Origin of the sequence: Pseudomonas sp. L13 (assembly GCF_009935965.1) — a bacterium.
In the GTDB taxonomy this organism is placed as follows: Bacteria; Pseudomonadota; Gammaproteobacteria; order Pseudomonadales; family Pseudomonadaceae; genus Aquipseudomonas; species Aquipseudomonas lactis.
The window spans coordinates 1-17,192 of record NZ_QODJ01000066.1 but is presented as its reverse complement, the minus strand read 5'-3'; the positions used below and the strand labels follow the sequence as shown (position 1 = coordinate 17,192).

Genomic DNA, 17,192 nt, shown 5'->3' with positions numbered 1-17,192 from the left:
GCTCGCGAAAAACTCATAGGCGCCGCGTTCATTCAGGAAACACGCGTTATCGTTGACGTTTTTCGCGAGCAAGCTCGCTCCTACAGAGGGCCTTGGTGCACTCTGCGCCCTAGCGGATCTGGTGTTTGTGCAGCAACCGGTAGAATGTCGGCCGGGAAATCCCCAGCACGCGGGCGGCGACACTGAGGTTGTCGCTGTGCCGGTTGAGCACATCGCACAGCGCCTGGCGTTCGGCGCGGTGTTTGTAATCTTCCAATGTCGCCATCGGTGCCGAAATGACTTGCTGGCCTTGCAGCCCCAGGTCAACCGCTTCGATCTGCCGCCCTTCGGCCAGCACCAGTCCTCGGCGCACGCGGTTGGCCAGTTCCCGCACATTGCCCGGCCACGGGTGTTGCCCCATCGCCACCAACGCCTCTTCGCTGAAACTGCGCGGGCGCCGCCCGGTTTCCTGACTGTAAAAGCGTGAAAAGTGGTTAGCCAGCATCGCCACGTCGCCATGGCGTTCACGCAACGGCGCGGTGACCACTTGCAGCACATTCAGGCGGTAATACAGGTCTTCGCGAAAGGCGCCCTTCTCTACCGCCGCCTCCAGGTTGACGTGGGTGGCAGCCAACACGCGTACATCCACCGGGATCGGCTGGCTGCCGCCGACGCGTTCGATGTGCTTTTCCTGAAGAAAGCGCAACAAGTTGGCTTGCAGCTCCATCGGCAGATCGCCAATTTCATCGAGGAACAGGGTGCCGCCGTTGGCCGCTTCAATGCGCCCGATTTTGCGCTGATGAGCGCCGGTGAACGCGCCTTTTTCGTGGCCGAACAGCTCGGACTGGATCAGGTGTTCAGGGATAGCCCCGCAATTGATCGCGACAAATGGCTTGGCGTGCCGCTGGGATTGGCGGTGCAAGGTCTTGGCCACCAGCTCTTTGCCCGTGCCGCTGTCACCGCGGATCAACACCGGGGATTCCGTCGGCGCCAGCTTGGACAACAACTTGCGCAACTCACGAATGGGGCGGCTCTCGCCCAGCAATTCGTGGGGCTCATCCACCGGCACGTAGCCCTTGCCACGCAGGCGCGCCATGCCGAACGCACGGCCCAGGGTCACCTGCACCCGGGACACATCGAAGGGCAAGGTGTGGAAGTCGAAGAACCATTCGCAAACAAAATCGCCGACGTTCTGCAAACGCAGTACATCCTGGCTGAGCACAGCGATCCACTCGGTGCCGCTGCGGCCAATCAACTCCTTGACCGCCTCGGGACGCTCCAAGTGATCACGCTGCAAACGCAGCAGGCCCACATCGCAGGAGCGCTCACCCACCGCCTCCAGGGCACAGCTGTCCACTTCCCAGCCGGCGGTGCGTAAACCAGGCAATAGCCCGTGGCAGTCGTCACAGGGGTCGACCACCAGTAAGCGGCGTTGAGGGGGCGTCGCAATCATGACTATTCCTTGGCGCCAAGATTGTTAAAGTTATTTAGAAACAACAGTTTGTGGCGACTGCTGATAACCCTAGCAAGATCTTGACGCTGACCTTGTACCATTTCGCTATAAGTGTGGGCAAAAAGCCATGCCTGTTTCGTAGCGCGCCAGAAGTTGCTCGCCAGTGAAAGGCTTATTGCGCTTTCAAAACAGCCGCTTACATGACGTCAATCAGGGAAAGTTAAAATTTCTTGCCCTAGCATGTGACCCGCACCCCACCATCGTGCATCAGTACAAGTAACCCACCGCACGGTCAGCCCAACCGCCGGTACTCACTTGAATGGGCATACAGAGAGAAGACCCGAATGAACGCTCCGCTGCGCATCAACGAAGCTCTTTTGATTGCAGACCGTGCTTTCCAGCCCTTTCAGTGCGTGGCCTGGCACGATGGCGTTGGCGCCCTCAGCCTGAGCGTCATCGACCGTACCAACACCCGCATCGGCAGCAAACAGTTGTCCTCTACTGCCTATACCGACCCGGCCCAACTTGAAAACCTATTGTTGCAGGCCCGCGCCGAACTCGATAAAGAGGGTCACCAGTTGCAGTCCTGGGCAATGCCGAAGTAATGCAATGCGGCAACTTCCAGCCAACGCCAAACATCGGCTGGAAGTTGCGCACTAAAACGTCAGTTACTTAGCGTGCCGCGAGAATAAACCGTTCGAACGCCTCGGCAGCGCCGTCCTCGACATTACTGCCGGTGACCACATTGGCCTGGCGCTTGACGGTTTCTTCGGCCTGGCCCATGGCAATCGACAACCCCGCCACATGAAACATCGCCGGGTCATTGCCACCGTCGCCAATCGCGGCCGTTTGCGCAAGCGGCACGCCCAGGTGCTCGGCCAGGGTTTTCAAGGCTTCGCCTTTATTGGCCAGCATCGCGGTTACGTCCAGGTACACCGGTTGCGAACGCGACACCTGGGCCAACCCTTGCACTTTGGGCTGCAATTGCGCTTCAAGCTCCACCAACAATTGGGTGTTGTTGCTGGCGGCGACGATCTTGTCGACACGGTCCAGGTACGGCTCGAAACTCTCCACCACCACCGGTCCATAGCCCAAGCCATCGGCTTCGCGCTGCACCATGGGCCCGGGCGGATCACGGCGCAGCCAGTCACCATCGGCAAACACCCAGACTTCCACGTCCGACTCGGCCGAAAACAGCGCCAGGGTAATCAGTGCCGCTTCCGCCGGCAGATGGTGGGCAACCAGGATGCTGCCATCCGGGTTGACCAACGTACCGCCATTGAAGCCCGCCACCGGCACATCAATGCCGAACGTTTCGATCAAATGCCGCATGGCCTTGGGCGGACGCCCGCTGGCCAGGCTGAAAAGCACCCCGGCCTCGCGCATGGCGCGGATGGCATCGGCGGTGCGTTGGCTGAGGCTGTGGTCGGGATGCAATAGCGTCCCGTCCACATCACTGAGGACAAACCGGATGGGTTGAATCGTCGCGTCACTCATCCGAGGCTATGCCAGGCGCGGCCATCGCGGGCCAGCAAGGCATCGGCCGCCGCCGGGCCATCTTCACCGGCCTTGTAGGCCTGGATACCGTCATCTTGCTTCCACGCATCCAGGAACGGCTGCACCGCACGCCAGCCGTTCTCGATGTTGTCGGCACGCTGGAACAAGGTCTGGTCGCCGGTCATGCAGTCGTAGATCAGGGTTTCGTAACCCGTCGACGGCTGCATTTCGAAGAAGTCCTTGTAGTCAAAGCCCAATTCGATATTGGCCATCTCCAGGGTCGGCCCAGGCTGCTTGGCCAACAGGTCGAACCACATACCTTCGTTCGGCTGGATCTGGATCTTCAGGTAAGTGGGCTTGAGCTCGTCGACTTCGGTATCGCGAAATTGCGCATAAGGCGCCTGCTTGAAGCAGATCACGATCTCGGTGTCGCGAATGCTCATGCGCTTGCCGGTACGCAAGTAAAACGGCACACCGACCCAACGCCAGTTATCAATCATCACTTTGAGCGCGACGAACGTCTCGGTGCTGCTGTCCGGCGCGACGTTGGCTTCTTCGCGATAGCCGGGCAATGGCTTGCCGGCGATTTCGCCAGCGGTGTATTGGCCGCGCACGGAGTTGGCCCGCGCATCTTCCAGCGACCAGGGGCGGATCGCACCCACCACTTTGGCCTTCTCACCCCGCACCGCATCGGCGCCAAAGGCGGCCGGCGGCTCCATGGCCACCATCGCCAGCAACTGGAACAGGTGGTTGGGCACCATGTCCCGCAGCGTGCCGGTCTTCTCGAAGAAGTTGCCCCGGGTTTCCACGCCGACGGTTTCAGCGGCGGTAATTTGTACGTGATCGATGTAGTGGTTGTTCCAGAACGCTTCGAACAGCACGTTGGAGAAACGGCTGACCAGGATGTTCTGCACCGTCTCCTTGCCCAGGTAATGGTCGATGCGGTAGATCTGCTTCTCGCTCATCACCTTGAGCAGGCAGGCGTTGAGCGCCTCGGCGGTGGCCAGGTCGGAGCCGAACGGCTTCTCGATGACCACGCGGCGAAAGCCATCGTCGGTTTCATTCAACAAGCCGGCACTGCCCAGGCGCTGCACCACTTCACTGAAGAAGCGCGGTGCAGTGGCGAGATAGAACACCGCATTACCGGTGCCGCTGTCAGCGATCTTGCTGGCGATATCGGCATAGGTACTGTCGTCGAGGAAATCCCCCTCGACGTAGCTGATGCCCTTGGCCAATTGCGCCCACAACGCAGGGTCGAGGGCGTTTTCGGCATTGCCCCGTACCTTGCTGGAGGCTTCGGTACGAATGAAGTCCTCCAGTTTCTTGGCAAAGTCCGCATCGCTGATGGCGTTGTGATCAACGCCGACAATACGCAGACCATCGCCCAGCAACCCGTCGCGGCTCAGGTTGTACAGCGCCGGCATGAGCAGGCGCTTGACCAGGTCGCCATGGGCGCCAAACAGAAACAACGTCGTGGGTGGAGCAGGTTCGGCCTTGGGTTTCTTGCCGTTGGCGGTCATTTTTTGGAAGTCTCCACATGGCCACCAAAGCCGAAGCGCATGGCAGACAGCATTTTGTCACCGTAGGTGCTCTGCTGGCGGGAACGGAAACGCGCGAACAGCGAGGTCGACAACACTGGAACCGGCACCGCCTGCTCCATGGCTGCTTCGATGGTCCAACGGCCTTCACCGCTGTCGGCCACGGAGCCTGAGTAGCCGTCCAGTTTCGGGTCGGTGGCCAGGGCGTCGGCGGTCAGGTCCAGCAGCCAGGACGACACTACGCTGCCACGACGCCAAACTTCGGCGATGTCGCCAACGTTTAGGTCAAAGCGCTGGTCTTCTGGCAGGTTCTCCGAGTTCTTGGTCTTGAGGATGTCAAAACCTTCGGCAAACGCCTGCATCATCCCGTACTCGATGCCGTTGTGGATCATCTTGACGAAGTGCCCCGAACCCGCTGGGCCTGCGTGGATGTAACCCTGCTCGGCACGTGGGTCGGCGGAGGCCGAACGGTCTTTGGTGCGGGGGATGTTACCCAGGCCCGGCGCCAGGCTTTTGAAGATAGGGTCGAGGCGATTCACGGTCTCGGTGTCGCCACCGATCATCATGCAATAGCCACGTTCCAGGCCCCAGACGCCGCCTGAGGTGCCCACGTCCACATAGTGCAGGCCCTTTTCAGCCAGGGCTTTGCCGCGACGCACGTCGTCCTTGTAGTTGGTGTTGCCGCCGTCGATGATCACATCGCCGTCTTCCAGCAGTTCGCTCAGTACGTTGATGGTGTCTTCGGTGGGCGCGCCCGCCGGCAACATGACCCAGACAGCGCGAGGCTTTTGCAGGCCGGCCACCAGCGCTTCCAAGCCGGCGACGCCGGTGGCGCCCTCCTCGCTCAGGGCTTTGACGAAGGCTTCGTTACGGTCGTATACAAGGGTGGTATGCCCATTGAGCATCAGGCGCCGCGCAATGTTACCGCCCATGCGGCCTAGTCCGATAATCCCCAGTTGCATGTGCTGATGCTCCTAACTTCTAAAAAATGTGTGACATAGTTTATAGCGCAATGAGGCTAATGAGGGTTAGTCCAGAGCGGATCCGTGTAGTTTCATGACAAAAAAGTTGCCATCGTTTCACCATCACCCCGGCAAAAGTCACACGACCACTAAAAATAAAAAAGTTCCCTTGCAGCGAAAAAGAATTCAAACTTGCTTCCGACTGTTGCCAAAAACCTGTTTTGGCACCGCGATCTACCGGCTATTTGCGAGGTAAGCAATGAGCACAGCACAGATGACCCGTCCGCCACAGACCCTCTACGTCACTATCCGTCGCGATGAACTGCGCCAGTTGAAAGACGAGCGTGATCAGTTGCAACAGGAAGTCCTGCGCCTGCGCTCACACCTTCAAGCCCATCTCGATCAGCCGTCGGATGCCAAGCCTGCCCTGTGCTGAAGCCCGCACCCGTAGCCTTGTAAGGCTATACCTACAGAAAACTCACAAAGTTTTCACACTCCCCTCTTGATACTCCCGTTCCGCGATGCCGCTCACTTCCTGGGCGGCCCGATGTTGCGCGCCTGTGCGCGACGATCTTTTTCTGATGGGGCGCTGGATGGCGATGTTCAAACGCAGCACGACGACTGCGAAAGGCTTTGATTGGGCCGGCCTTGGCTGGTTATTCCTGTTTTTCTGGTATTTCTCGGGTATTACCCAACTTCTTATCCAACTGACCGGCACCTCCGGCTTCAGTGGCTTCCGCCAGGCCTTCTTCATGAGCGCGCTGTGGCTGGCGCCGATGTTGCTGTTCCCGCGCCGTACGCGCCTGCTCGCCGCCTTGATCGGCGTAGTGCTATGGGCCTGCTCCATGGCGAGCCTGGGTTATTTCTTCATTTACCAGCAGGAATTCTCCCAGAGCGTCATCTTCATCATGTTCGAGTCGAACATCTCTGAAGCCGGCGAATACGCGACCCAATACTTTGCCTGGTGGATCGTGCTGGCGTTCATTGCCCACACCGCCTTCGCCATCTTCCTGTGGACGCGCTTGCGCCCGGTGTACCTGCCGCGCGGTCAGTCGATCGTGGCAGCCATTGCCATCGTCCTGGCGGTGGTGGGCTACCCACTGGTCAAGCAGATCGCCACCAGCGAAACCATGGAATTGGCCATCGACCGTTTCGAAACCCGCATCGAGCCTGCCGTGCCTTGGCAGATGATCGTCGCCTACCGTCGCTACACCGAGCAGCTGGACAACATGCAAGGCATGCTCACCAGTGCGAGCAAGATCCCGCCCTTGAACAACCTCAAGGACAGCATGGCCGGCCAGCCGTCCACACTTGTCCTGGTAATCGGCGAGTCGACCAACCGCCAGCGCATGAGCCTCTACGGCTACCCGCGCAACACCACGCCGGAACTGGACAAGCTGCGCGACCAACTGGCCGTGTTCGATAACGTCATCACCCCGCGCCCCTACACCATTGAAGCGCTGCAACAGGTGCTGACCTTCGCAGACGAAGAAAACCCGGACCTGTACCTCAAGACGCCGTCGATTGTCAGCGTGATGAAACAGGCCGGCTACAAGACCTTCTGGATCACCAACCAGCAGACCATGACCAAACGCAACACCATGCTCACGACCTTCTCCGAACAGGCCGACGAGCAGGTGTACTTGAACAACAACCGCAACCAGAACGCCCGTCAGTACGACGGTGATGTACTGGCGCCGTTTTCCAAGGCCCTGGCCGATACCGCCGAGCGCAAGTTCATCGTGGTGCACCTGCTGGGCACCCACATGAGCTACCAGTACCGCTACCCGCAAACCTTCGACAAGTTCACCGACCGCCAGGGCGTGCCGGCGGGTGTCAGCGATGCGCAGTTGCCGACCTACAACAGCTATGACAACGCCGTGCTGTACAACGACTTCGTGGTCTCCAGCCTGATCAAGGACTACGCCAAGACCGACCCCAACGGCTTTTTGCTGTACCTCTCGGATCACGGTGAAGACGTGTTCGACTCGGCCGGCCACGACACCCTGGGCCGTAACGAAGGCAAGCCGACCGCGCCGATGTACACCATCCCGTTCATGGCCTACGCCTCGCCAAAATGGCGCGAAAGCCACGACTGGAGCTTTGCCGGCGACTTGCAGCGGCCTTACAGCAGTTCGCAGTTGATCCACACCTGGGCCGACATGGCAGGCTTGAGTTTCGACGAGCTGGACCACAGCAAGAGCCTGGTGAGCGACAGCTTCAAGCCACGCCCCCTGCTGATCGGCAACCCTTACGAAACCAAGCAGAAGGCGCTGATCGACTTCAGCCTGATCAAACCCAAGAAGGCCGACGGCGCCGACGTGGTGGCCAAGTAAGCCAGGGCCTTGTAACAGAAAGATAACAATCATTCTCGTTTGAGCCTAAAGTTCCGCAGCTCCTTTCGTCTTTGAACCATGCCCTCCCTGCCTGGGGAGGTATCAAAGACGACAAGGAGTCTGCAGTGATGTTTGCGCCCTTCACCCGTTCCATGACCTTCACCCTCGGCCTGTTCAGCCTGGCGCTGAGCCCGGATTCGCTGGCCGACACCGCCCCCGAAACAGCCCCTACCCAAGCCTTGGAACTGGGCGCGACCACTATCAGCGCCGACGGCCTGGGCTCCACCACCGAGCATACCGGCGCCTACACCACCGGTTCGATGAGTACCGCCACGCGGCTGAACCTCTCCGTCAAGGAAACCCCGCAATCGATCTCGGTGGTCACACGCCAGCAGATGGACGACTTCAATCTTAATACCCTGACGGAGGTGTTGCGCCAGACCACGGGCGTCAACGTTCAGCATTACGACTCCGATCGTGTCTACTACTCCGCCCGAGGCTATGGCATCAACAACTTCCAGGTTGACGGCATGCTCAACACCTTCGGCTACATGAAGACCGACGCCGACACCATCATCTACGACCGCATCGAAGTAGTGCGCGGCGCGACGGGCCTGACCACGGGCGCAGGCGACCCTTCGGCCACCGTCAACATGGTGCGCAAGCGCCCTACCGCCCAGTGGCAGGCCAAGACCGGCATCAGTGGCGCCAGCCATGACAACTACTACAGCTACGTTGATGTGGGCGGCCCGCTGGCGTTCGACGGCAAGCTGCGCGGGCGCAGCGTGCTGGCCTACCGCGACAGCAAGTCTTTTCGTGACAACTATGGGCTGCAGCGGGCAGTCGGCTACGGCATTCTCGAGGGCGATCTTTCCGACGATACCGTGCTGGCCGTCGGCTTTGATTACCAGGACAAACAGGTACAGGGCACCTCCTGGGGCACCGTGCCCTACTGGAACAGCCAGGGCGGCAAGGCCAGGCTGCCGCGCTCCACCAACATGGCGGCGCACTGGAGCTCCTGGCCACTGACCGACAAGACCACCTTCGCCACCCTCGACCATCGGCTCGGCGGCGACTGGCACTTGAAGGCCGCCTACACCCATCGCCAAAGCGACACCGATGGCAAGGTGTATTACGGCGGCGCCGGCTTCCCCAACCCCGACCGCAGCGGCATGACGGCCTGGGCCAGCCATATGCGCGGCACCTCGCGCATGGAGGCCATCGACCTCAACCTGGCCGGCAGCTACACGCTGCTGGGCCGCGAACACGCGCTGATGATGGGCTATGGCGAGGCTGCGCAACGGGATGTCTCGCCCTTTATGCGCAGCGACCTGCCAGACAGCTACTACCCCATCGAGGACTGGAAACATATGGGCGGTATCGGCAAGTTCACCGACCAAGTGACCGACCTGAAAGGTGAGCACAGCAAGAAGCAACAGAAAGCCGGTTACCTGGCAACGCGGCTGAGCCTCACAGACCGCTTGCACGCCGTGCTGGGCAGCCGTTACGGCAGTTGGGAACTGGAAAGCGCCACGCCCGAATACAATGCCAACGACCAACTGACCGCTTCGGGCAAAACCAGCCAGACCCACAATGATATGTGGACGCCCTACGCCGGCCTGCTCTACGACATCACCCCGCAGTACACCGTCTACGCCAGCTATACCGACATCTTCAAACCCCAGAGCAACCGTGATGCCAACAAGAAGTACCTGGAGCCGGTGGTCGGCAGTAACTACGAAGTGGGCCTCAAGGGCAGCGTGCTGAACGAGCGCTTGAACCTGGCCGCTGCGTACTTCTGGAGCACCCAGGACAACGTCGCCGAGCGAGATGACTCAGTACCGCCCAATCCGGTCACCGGCGAGGAATACTACAAATCCGGCGGCAAAGGTAACAAGGTCAACGGCTTCGAGCTGGAAGCCGCCGGGGAAATCACGCCGGACTGGAATCTGACCGCCGGCTATACCTACACCCATTCGGTCAATGGCTCAGACAAACGCACTAACACCAGCCAACCCTTGAACCTGGTGAAGATCTCCAGCGCCTATCGCCTGCCGGGCGCCTGGCGCAAGCTGACAGTCGGCGGCGCAGTGAACTGGCAGAGCGAAACCTACGACTTCAGCAACCGCCCCACCGGGCAGCGCAACAGCGACGGCCGGCCGATCACCACCCGGGCGAAAATCACGCAGCAGGGCTACACCGTGGTCAACCTGATGTCGCGCTACCAGTTCGATGAACAGGTTTCGGCGTCGGTCAACGTGAATAACCTCTTTGATAAGAAATATTACGAGCGCGTTGGGTTCTATAACGGCGTGTATTGGGGCGAGCCGCGTTCCGTTACGCTGGCATTGGATTGGAAGTTGTAACAGCGCACAGGCACGACCATCGCCCGACCGGGCGATGGCGCCAGGCATTTAATCCCTATGATTGCCTCTACTCGGGAGTGCGGATTAACAAAAAACAGAAAAAATCCACTCAACGAGGTTTTTTTTGAAAAAGTGACTAGCCTAGTTCAAGGACCGCTTATGACGCGTCGATATAACCGGCAAGGAATGGAAGCATGTCTGAATTGCGCAGTATTAGAACGCTCCTGTTGGCCTCAACCCTGATCCCGAGCTTTGCAGCATTCGCTGACAATGCCGACACCGCGAACAAAAGCAACAACCCGCTCAACCTCGCGCCCGGCATGAACCTTCAGGATTACTACACCCCCAAGATCTATGACACCAATGTGCATACCAATGACGCCTTGTTGCGCGGCACGTTGCCAATCGCGCCGAATGATTTCATCGGCGTTCCTCAGTTGCTGCGAGCGACACTGCCGATCAGCACGCGTCCGGACCCCCACAACGGCTATAGCACCGGCATAGGCGATCTGAATTTATTCGACATTTTCCTGCTCAAGACCGACGGTGTTCAACTGGGTATAGGCCCGCAAATCACTGCCCCCACCGCAGCGCAAGATGAACTGGGCACTGGAAAATGGCAGGCGGGCTTGGCGGCGGTCGCTATCGATTCATCGCCGCGTGGCCTTCTTGGGGCCTTGGTTCAATACCAGAGCTCCTTTGCCGGGGACCATGATCGGGCCCACGTCGAAAGCGCCACCTTTCAACCGTTCGTCATTCATAACCTGCCCAAGGGCTGGTATCTGCGCTCAACGGCAACCTGGACCTTCAACCTGAAGGACGACACCCATTACATCCCCATCGGCCTGGGTGTCGGCAAGGCCTGGAAAGCAGGTACCAACATCCTGAACGCCTTCGTCGAGCCACAATGGACCGTCGAGCGCAAAGGCGATGGCCTGCCACAGTTCACCGTGTTCGCCGGCCTTAACGTCACCTTTGGAAAATAGTGCGTGCAAGAGATACCCATGGCGGCTCAAGGGCCGGGCATTTCTAGACGATGACAAGGAATTGATAATGATCACTGTAAAGCCTGTGCATGCGCTGATTGCTGGTCTCTCATTGCTAGTGAGCACGGCCGCGAGTGCCGACTTCACCGCCACTCCATCAGAGGCCCGAGAGATCGCCAAGCAAGCCTATCTTTATGGCTACCCCGTGGTAGAAATGTACAAGACCCTGTACACCCAGGCGGTGGATGAAAATGGGCCGAATTTCAAAGCGCCGTTCAACCAGATTGGCAATACCGCCATGGTATTCACGCCCAAAGACAGCGCCTTCGTTACGCCCAACTCCGACACACCTTACTCGTTCGTGTGGATGGACTTGAGGGCCGAGCCGCTGGTGCTCACGCTGCCGGCGGTTGAACACAACCGCTACTACTCCGTGCAATTGATCGACCTTTATACGCACAACTTCAATTACCTGGGTACTCGCACCACGGGCAACAAAGGTGGGCACTTCATGATTGCCGGCCCGGACTGGAAAGGCGAAAAACCCAGCAACATCGACCGCGTTATCCAGAGTGAAAGTAACATTGCCTATGCGCTGTATCGAACACAGTTGTTCGATGAGCAGGACCTGTCCAAGGTCAAGACCATTCAGCAAGGCTACACCGTCCAGTCTCTGAGCCAGTACGAGCATTCTTCAGCACCAGCCTCCGCACCCAAGGTGGATTGGCCTGTGCCGGTCGACAACATGAGTGACAGCCCGGAACTCTTTCGCTATTTGAACTTCATGTTGGGCTTCGCACCGCCTCAACCGGTGGAGAAACCGTTGTTGGCCCGTTTCAAAACGATTGGCATCGCTGCGGGCGAACCTTTTGACTTAGCCGCGCTTAGCGCAGAGCAGCGTCAGGCACTCGAGTCGGGTATTGCCGACGGCAAGGCCGAATTTGCCCAATTCAAAAAAGATAAAGTCGACAGCCATCAGGTCACCAGCGGCGACTTTTTCGGTACCCGGGAACACCTCAAGGGTAATTACCTCTATCGCTATGCGGGCGCGAACATGGGGATCTTTGGCAACTCGACACAGGAAGCGGCTTATATCGGTTACTTCGTCGACACACTGGGCAAGCCCGCCGATGCCTCAAAACAAGCCTATATCCTGCATTTCAATAAAGGTGAGCTGCCACCCGCCAAGGCGTTCTGGTCCCTCACTATGTATGACGGCCAAAGCAAATTACTGGTGGCTAACCCGCTTAACCGCTACCTGATCAACTCGCGCATGCTGCCAGACCTGAAATTCGACGCCGATGGCGGCCTTACCCTGTATGTACAGCGAGACAATCCCGGCAAAGACAAACAGAACAACTGGCTACCCGCGCCTGACGGCCCGTTTTATGGCGTCTTGAGAATTTACCTGCCAACGCCGCAATTCCTTACAGGCCAATGGCAGATGCCGCTGCTGACACCGGTGAAGCAGTAATGGCCCCTCCATCATTTCTCCAGCAGAGCGCTTATTGATGCCCAGTCGGTTTGAGATGCCAGCGGTACTGACCGTGCTTATCGCCATGTGCAGCCCCTCTTTGCAGGCCGCTGAAGGCGGCGTCGGCAGGCCCATCACGGGTCAACAAATATTCTCCAACGCCGGCATTGTTCCGCCTGAGCCCGGCTGGGTAATGTCGCTGACCAGCATCTGGTACGACGCCAGCCTCAAGGGTGCAAAGTCAGTGCCCATCGTGGGCGAGCTGAGCAGCGGGCTGGACATGAAGATCTCTTACACCATGGCCAACTTCACGCACGTCTGGGATACGGGGCCAGGGCGCTGGAATTACGCGTCGGCCATTGGCGTACCGGTTCAATACACCGATGTCACGGCAAGCATTTCGGGGCCTCGCGGACGCAGCCTGGGCAACGATGATGCCGGCACGCAGTTTGCGGACATGCTGGTCACGCCCATTGCGGCGGGGTATCACTTCGACAAGGTCAACCACATCGCGTTTTCCTTGCCCATTTACGTGCCTACGGGCGCTTATAACGAAGATCGCCTGGCCAACGCCGGGCAGAACAATTACACCTTCATCCCGACCGTCGCCTTTACTCACCTGGACGGTAAAGGTGGCGAATTCAGCCTGATGGCAGCGCTGGAGTTCTACACCGAGAACGATGCCACTCATTACCGCAACGGCAACATCTTCACCCTCGACGCGCTGTGGACCCTGGGGCTTTCCAATGGCTGGAGCGCCGGCCTGGCCGCCGGTTACGTGCAGCAAATTACCGATGACAAAGGCGATACCGCCGACGCCCTCGGTGGCTTTCGCGGCCGCTCGGTGGGCGCCGGGCCCGTCATCGGTTGGAGTGGAAAATTCGCCGACGCCGACGCCACCCTCAGTGCGCGCTGGGTGCCGGAATTCGATACCAAAAACCGGCCACAAGGGGATGGCGTGGCCATCAACCTGACGTTGGCTTTTTTCTGACAGCAAGGCTGCCAAAGAAAGGAATCCCAATGAACACACGCCCAACTTTCATCCTTGTAGCCGCCACTTTGGCGCTGACAGGCATCGCCCATGCCGCTGAGGTTGATTCATCTGCCACGGTGCCGGTGACCGTGGATAATTTCGTGCGGGCTGAAAGCGACGTCTACCTGACGGCGATGATCAAGCAAGGCGGGCTGGGTAAGCTCTTGCACCGCCGCGAGCCTGCCTCGATCGACCACCAGACAGTGATCCGGCTCAACCGCGATACGCTTTACTCTTCCGGGGTGTTTGATTTGGACGCCGGTCCGGTCACCCTCACTTTTCCTGACCCGGGCAAGCGGTTCATGTCCTTGCAGGTCATCAACGAGGACCATTACACCCCTAACGTTTATTACGGGGCGGGCACCCATACGCTCACCCGGGAAAATGTCGGCACCCGCTATGTGGTCACGGCCGTTCGTACCCTTGTCGACCCCAATAACCCCGAAGACGTCAAACAGGTTCACGCGCTTCAGAACAGCATCACTGTCAGCCAGAAAAGCGTGGGCAAGCTCGAACTGCCCGCCTGGGACCCCGTCAGCCAGAAGAAAGTACGCGATGCGCTTTTGGTGCTCTCTTCAACCATCCCAGATTTCAAGAAAGCCTTCGGTACCAAGGCCGACGTCGACCCCGTTCGTCATCTTCTCGGCTCAGCGTCAGCGTGGGGAGGAAACCCGGACAAGGATGCCACTTACCTGAACGTCACCCCTGCGAACAACGATGGCAAGACCACTTATCGCCTCACCGTCAAAGACGTGCCGGTGGACGGCTTCTGGTCGGTCAGCCTTTATAACGCGCAAGGTTATTTCGAGAAGAATGCGGCTGACGCCTACACCGTGAACAACCTCACGGCAAAGAAAAGTGAAGATGGCTCGATCGTTATTCAGTTCGGGAACTGCAGTGCCGAGACTGCCAATTGCCTGCCAATCGTGCCAGGCTGGAACTATACCGTGCGCCTGTATCAACCCCGTGCGCAAATACTCAACGCAAGCTGGAAGTTTCCCGAGCCGGTAGCGGTGCGTTAATCATAGAAGCGCTTACACGCGGCCCTGAACGTTGACGACATTAACTTCAGGGCCGCCTTGGTTAATTCCCACTTAATAAGATAACGCCATAGTCGCTCCATGATCTGATCACGGAGCGACCGGACACCTATCACTTTTAATTGGGAATACCGCGATGAAAATGTCGACCTTGATGCTGGCCAGCCTGATCACCCTGACCTCCGCCGCCGCCTTCGCAGAGGGCGGTGCAGAGCGTTCCAAGGAGTTCTACAACAACTTCAGCTTCATTCAAGAAAAAACCCACGGCAAGGCTGAACAGCAAGTTGCCAGCGCCGATGGCAAATCGGTTAAGTCTGAGACTGTTGATCAGGCACAACCGAACAGTTGATTTAATGCTTACTTAATCCGTAGCACCCTGCGCCATTCTGCTCCGTTGGCGAAGGTTTATTGGGCGCCATTGAATGGCGCCCTTTTTTTGCCGGTTATTTATTACAACGGTTTATGCCAGAACAGCATCCGCCCATGGGCGGGATCAAACACTGAGTCGTCAAACCCGAACTTGCGGTATGCCGACTGCGCCAGTGCATTGCCTTCCAGTACTTCGAGGGTGATCTTGCAGCAACCACGCTGCCGGGCGATTTCCTCGACCTTTTGCAGCATCTTCTGACTCAAGCCCAAGCCGCGGAATTGCTCCATCACCATCACGTCGTGGACATTGACCAAGGGCCGGCAGGCGAAGGTCGAAAAGCCTTCGAAGCAATTGACCAACCCCGCTGGCTCACCCCCCACAAACGCCAGCACACTGAACGCGTGTGGCCGCTTGGCCAGTTCGGCGGGCAGTTGCTGCAGGAGATCGGCTGGCAGGCTGTGGCCGCCGCCCATCGGATCTTCAGCGTAATGGTTGAGCAACAGGCCAATGGCGTCGGCGTGCACGGCGTTGGTATAGCTGGCTTGCAGCACCAGGATGTCTGGGGTATCCATGTCCTTCCTCGATAGCGACCATCAGGGAATCGTTTCCCTTTGAGAGGGGCGATTGTAAGCGTGGAGTCGGCAGTAGATGAAGGAGATACGCGACAAATAGCTGACAGAAAGTGCGAAGGTTGCGCGCATCAAAGCGCGCAATGAGCCCTCAAGCGGCGATTTTTCCTAGATAGCGAAGCGTTGCAATTGCATCTCCTGCAGTCGGCTCAGGGTGCGACGGAAAGGAAATTCCAAATAACCATCGGTGTACAGGTGCTGCAACGGCACACGGGCTTCGATAAAGAGCGGCACCTTGCGGTCGTAGCACTCGTCTACCAAGGCGATAAAGCGCCGTACGCTGTCATCGTGCACCGACAACTGCGGCAACTCTCGATCCCCAGCCACCACGCGCTCGGCGCCGTCTTCAGTGCCACGGGCAATTCGACCCGGGCGTTTCTGTGCACTGAGGTTGGAGACGTCTCCCAGCAGGATGGCGTGGAAGCGATCACACAACAGCATGAAATCCATGGCGGCCAGGGGCTGCTCACATAGGTCGGCATAGCGACACCAAAGCACGGTGTCACTGGCCTGCACCGTCATGATGGTGCGGTGCCCTACGTTTACCGCCCCGCTGGTCACGGTTTGGCCTTGGCTCAATTGTCGGAACACCGCCGCCAGTGCCTCGGGTTGATTCACCCAATAGCGCTGCATGCCCACGCCGGGATGCAAACGATGATCCTCGCCACCGTCCACCGCCACCACCTGCATATGCTGCTTGAGCGCATCGATGCCCGGCAGGAAACGCTCACGGTTGAAGCCATCGGCATACAGCTGGTCGGGCGGCTGGTTGGACGTGCACACCATCACCACGCCTTCCTCGAACATTACCTGGAACAGGCGGCCGAGAATGATCGCGTCCCCGATATCATTCACAAACAGCTCGTCGAAGCACAGTACGCGCACGGCCTGGCTCAGCTCTCGTGCCAGCGCCTGCAAGGGGTCCTGGGTGCCCGTGAGCTGGAATAAGCGCTGGTGCACCCACGCCATGAAGTGGTGAAAATGCTGGCGCCGCGCCGGCACGCGCAGGCTTTGGTAGAACTGGTCCATCAGCCAGGTCTTGCCGCGCCCCACCGGCCCCCACAGGTACACACCGGCAATCGGTGAACGCCCTTGGTGCAAGGCCTCGTGACAGGCTTGCAGGGCATGGGCCGCCCGGCGCTGGGCGTCGTCGGCGACGAAACCCGGCTGGGTGATGGCATGTTGATAAGCGGCGAGAGGCGAGTCGAAAGTCATGTTTGCCAGTATGACTGATAGACCGGATATGTACTCAGCTTGATCTCACGTCCCGGCATAGGTATCGACGCAACGTTGGTGCGACGCTGGACCTGTGGCGAGGGAGCTTGCTCCCGTGACGGCCTGATAGCCGACGCCTATCTACCTGGCACCCGACAATCCAAATGTGGGAGCTGGCTTGCCTGCGAAGACGGCCTGATAGCCGACACTAATCTCCCTGACACACCACTATCCAACTGGGAGCGGGCTTGCTCGCGAAGGCGGCCTGACAGTCAACACAGTTGGATTGTGTACATATCCATTCCTGCGGTAAC

The 17,192-nt window shown here is 58.9% G+C and carries 15 protein-coding genes; 9 read left to right on the top strand and 6 right to left on the bottom strand.

Annotated features, from left to right (window positions below; genetic code table 11):
• Positions 1 to 109 precede the first annotated feature (109 nt).
• On the bottom strand, positions 110 to 1,432 hold the full coding sequence (locus DK871_RS24395; RefSeq protein WP_161906923.1) for a sigma-54 dependent transcriptional regulator: 1,323 nt from the start codon (positions 1,430 to 1,432) through the stop codon (positions 110 to 112).
• A gap of 344 nt (positions 1,433 to 1,776) precedes the next feature.
• On the opposite strand from DK871_RS24395, the gene DK871_RS24390 reads away from it, so the two are divergent.
• A complete protein-coding gene (locus DK871_RS24390) occupies positions 1,777 to 2,037 on the top strand; it encodes a hypothetical protein (protein WP_161906922.1) in 261 nt (86 codons plus the stop codon).
• Between the two features lie 67 nt (positions 2,038 to 2,104).
• Here DK871_RS24390 and DK871_RS24385 read toward each other — a convergent pair whose 3' ends face one another.
• Genes DK871_RS24385 through gnd form a run of 3 tightly spaced genes read right to left on the bottom strand, consistent with a single transcriptional unit; the run spans position 2,105 to position 5,429 of the window.
• Positions 2,105 to 2,929 carry an HAD family hydrolase gene (locus DK871_RS24385; RefSeq protein ID WP_161906921.1) on the bottom strand — a complete coding sequence of 275 codons (825 nt, stop codon included), beginning with the start codon at positions 2,927 to 2,929 and terminating at the stop codon, positions 2,105 to 2,107.
• Positions 2,926 to 4,449 (bottom strand): glucose-6-phosphate dehydrogenase, encoded by a 1,524-nt coding sequence (zwf, locus tag DK871_RS24380; RefSeq protein ID WP_003190883.1) that lies wholly within the window; start codon positions 4,447 to 4,449, stop codon positions 2,926 to 2,928. The genes DK871_RS24385 and zwf overlap by 4 nt, the downstream gene beginning before the upstream one ends.
• Positions 4,446 to 5,429: a phosphogluconate dehydrogenase (NAD(+)-dependent, decarboxylating) gene (gene gnd, locus DK871_RS24375; protein WP_161906920.1), complete on the bottom strand. Its 984-nt coding sequence runs from the start codon at positions 5,427 to 5,429 to the stop codon at positions 4,446 to 4,448. Before gnd ends, zwf begins: the two co-directional genes overlap by 4 nt.
• Before the next feature lie 259 nt (positions 5,430 to 5,688).
• Here gnd and DK871_RS28710 point away from each other — a divergent pair, with 259 nt between their 5' ends.
• The 8 genes from DK871_RS28710 to DK871_RS24340 all read left to right on the top strand — a co-directional run bounded on the left by DK871_RS28710 (position 5,689) and on the right by DK871_RS24340 (position 15,013).
• The gene (locus DK871_RS28710; protein WP_153475996.1) at positions 5,689 to 5,865 is read left to right on the top strand and encodes a DUF6026 family protein; all 177 of its coding nucleotides are present in this window, start codon (positions 5,689 to 5,691) and stop codon (positions 5,863 to 5,865) included.
• A gap of 157 nt (positions 5,866 to 6,022) precedes the next feature.
• Positions 6,023 to 7,765, top strand: a complete 1,743-nt coding sequence (locus tag DK871_RS24370) for a phosphoethanolamine transferase CptA (RefSeq protein ID WP_161906919.1) — start codon at positions 6,023 to 6,025, stop codon at positions 7,763 to 7,765.
• A 128-nt stretch (positions 7,766 to 7,893) separates the two neighbouring features.
• The gene (locus tag DK871_RS24365) at positions 7,894 to 10,131 is read left to right on the top strand and encodes a TonB-dependent siderophore receptor (RefSeq protein WP_161906918.1); all 2,238 of its coding nucleotides are present in this window, start codon (positions 7,894 to 7,896) and stop codon (positions 10,129 to 10,131) included.
• A gap of 194 nt (positions 10,132 to 10,325) precedes the next feature.
• Positions 10,326 to 11,117 carry a hypothetical protein gene (locus tag DK871_RS24360; protein ID WP_161906917.1) on the top strand — a complete coding sequence of 264 codons (792 nt, stop codon included), beginning with the start codon at positions 10,326 to 10,328 and terminating at the stop codon, positions 11,115 to 11,117.
• 67 nt (positions 11,118 to 11,184) lie between these two features.
• Positions 11,185 to 12,591 (top strand): DUF1254 domain-containing protein, encoded by a 1,407-nt coding sequence (locus DK871_RS24355; protein WP_161906916.1) that lies wholly within the window; start codon positions 11,185 to 11,187, stop codon positions 12,589 to 12,591.
• 37 nt (positions 12,592 to 12,628) lie between these two features.
• Positions 12,629 to 13,582, top strand: a complete 954-nt coding sequence (locus DK871_RS24350) for a transporter (RefSeq protein ID WP_161906915.1) — start codon at positions 12,629 to 12,631, stop codon at positions 13,580 to 13,582.
• Between the two features lie 29 nt (positions 13,583 to 13,611).
• Positions 13,612 to 14,646: a DUF1214 domain-containing protein gene (locus DK871_RS24345; protein ID WP_161906914.1), complete on the top strand. Its 1,035-nt coding sequence runs from the start codon at positions 13,612 to 13,614 to the stop codon at positions 14,644 to 14,646.
• A gap of 154 nt (positions 14,647 to 14,800) precedes the next feature.
• Complete coding sequence (locus DK871_RS24340; RefSeq protein ID WP_034135463.1) at positions 14,801 to 15,013, top strand: hypothetical protein; 213 nt, start codon at positions 14,801 to 14,803, stop codon at positions 15,011 to 15,013.
• Between the two features lie 101 nt (positions 15,014 to 15,114).
• On the opposite strand, the gene DK871_RS24335 is transcribed toward DK871_RS24340, so the two are convergent.
• The gene (locus DK871_RS24335; RefSeq protein ID WP_161906913.1) at positions 15,115 to 15,606 is read right to left on the bottom strand and encodes a GNAT family N-acetyltransferase; all 492 of its coding nucleotides are present in this window, start codon (positions 15,604 to 15,606) and stop codon (positions 15,115 to 15,117) included.
• A 165-nt stretch (positions 15,607 to 15,771) separates the two neighbouring features.
• Positions 15,772 to 16,878: a cell division protein ZapE gene (gene zapE, locus DK871_RS24330; RefSeq protein ID WP_161906912.1), complete on the bottom strand. Its 1,107-nt coding sequence runs from the start codon at positions 16,876 to 16,878 to the stop codon at positions 15,772 to 15,774.
• Positions 16,879 to 17,192 lie beyond the last annotated feature (314 nt).